Origin of the sequence: Ensifer sp., from assembly GCF_035999135.1 — a bacterium.
In the GTDB taxonomy this organism is placed as follows: Bacteria; Pseudomonadota; Alphaproteobacteria; order Rhizobiales; family Rhizobiaceae; genus Ensifer.
This window is the reverse complement of record NZ_DASYGZ010000174.1, coordinates 1-1,509: the sequence shown is the minus strand read 5'-3', so window position 1 is coordinate 1,509 and position 1,509 is coordinate 1. Positions and strand designations below refer to the sequence as shown.

Here is a 1,509-nt window from a genome sequence, read left to right as displayed (position 1 = left end):
GGGGCCTTCGCGAGCGCATCGAAAACAAGCCGAAACAGAAGCGGCCGCCGGCCGGTTCCAGGAAACTATGATGGAAAAAAACCGCAACTATTTCGTGGCGATTGGCCTGTCCGTGCTGATCCTCGTCGCCTGGCAGTTCCTTTACGTCAATCCGAAGATTGAAAAGGAACGCATCGCTGCGGAAGCGCTGCAGGCCCAGCAGGCACAGTCGCAGCCGCAGTCGGCAACGCCGGCTCAGACGACGCCGGGCCAGGCTCTGCCGGGCGGTGGCGCCATCCCGGGCGCCGGTGAAAACCGCGACCAGGCGATTGCCAAATCGGCGCGCGTTGCGATCGACACGCCGGCGCTTTCCGGCTCCATCAACCTGACCGGCGCGCGCTTCGACGACCTGAAGCTCAAGGAGTACCGCGAGACGGTCGACCCGAAGAGCCCGGTCATTACCCTCTTCAGCCCCGCCGAGACGACCGACGGCTACTTTGCCGAAATCGGCTATGTCGGCAGCGACACCACCGGCACGGTGCCCGGTCCGCAGACGGTCTGGACGCTTTCGGGCGGCGACAAGCTCACGGCCGCAACGCCGGTCACGCTGAGCTTCACCAACGAGAAGGGCGTCACCTTCAACCGCACGATCTCGGTCGACGACCACTACATGTTCCAGGTGGTCGACAGCATCAAGAACGGCACCGCCGACCCGCTGGCGCTTTCGTCCTACGGTCGCGTCACGCGCTTCAACAAGCCGACCACGCCGAGTGTCTACGTGCTGCATGAAGGCTTCATCGGCGTCATCGGCGACCATGGCCTGCAGGAAGTGAAGTACGGCAAGATCGAGGACGAGAAGTCCATCGAACCGGGCAAGGCGACCGGCGGCTGGCTCGGCATCACCGACAAGTACTGGGCAGCGGCGATCGTTCCGCCGCAGGCGACCCCTTACGATACCCGCTTCACGCATTTCACCGACGGCCGCGCCCGCTTCCAGAGCGACTACAAGAGCGACGCGATCACGGTTGCCCCCGGCCAGTCCTCGGAAATCAAGAACCTCGTCTTTGCCGGCGCCAAGGAAGTTCCTGTCGTCGACAACTATGAAGTGGCCTACTCGATCCCCAATTTCGACAAGCTGATCGACTGGGGCTGGTTCTACTTCATCACCAAGCCGATGTTCTCACTGATCGACTGGTTCTTCCGCTTCTTCGGCAATTTCGGCGTGGCGATCTTGCTCGTCACCGTGGTGGTGAAACTGATCTTCTTCCCGCTGGCCAACAAATCCTACGCCTCCATGGCGAAAATGAAGGCGATCCAGCCTCAGCTCATGGCTCTGCGCGACCGTTATCCTGACGATAAGGTCAAGCAGCAGCAGGAGATGATGGAGATCTACAAGAAGGAAAAGATCAATCCGGTCGCGGGCTGTCTTCCGATCCTGATCCAGATCCCGGTCTTCTTTGCCCTCTACAAGGTGCTGTTCGTCACCATCGAAATGCGGCACGCGCCGTTCTTCGGCTGGATCAAGGATCT

Annotated in this window: 1 protein-coding gene; it reads left to right on the top strand. The window is 61.0% G+C overall.

The window, feature by feature from the left end; all coding sequences use genetic code 11:
- Window positions 1-70: 70 nt before the first annotated feature.
- On the top strand, window positions 71-1,509 hold a 1,439-nt coding region (yidC, locus tag VGO12_RS22980; RefSeq protein ID WP_327515052.1), incomplete at its 3' end, for a membrane protein insertase YidC.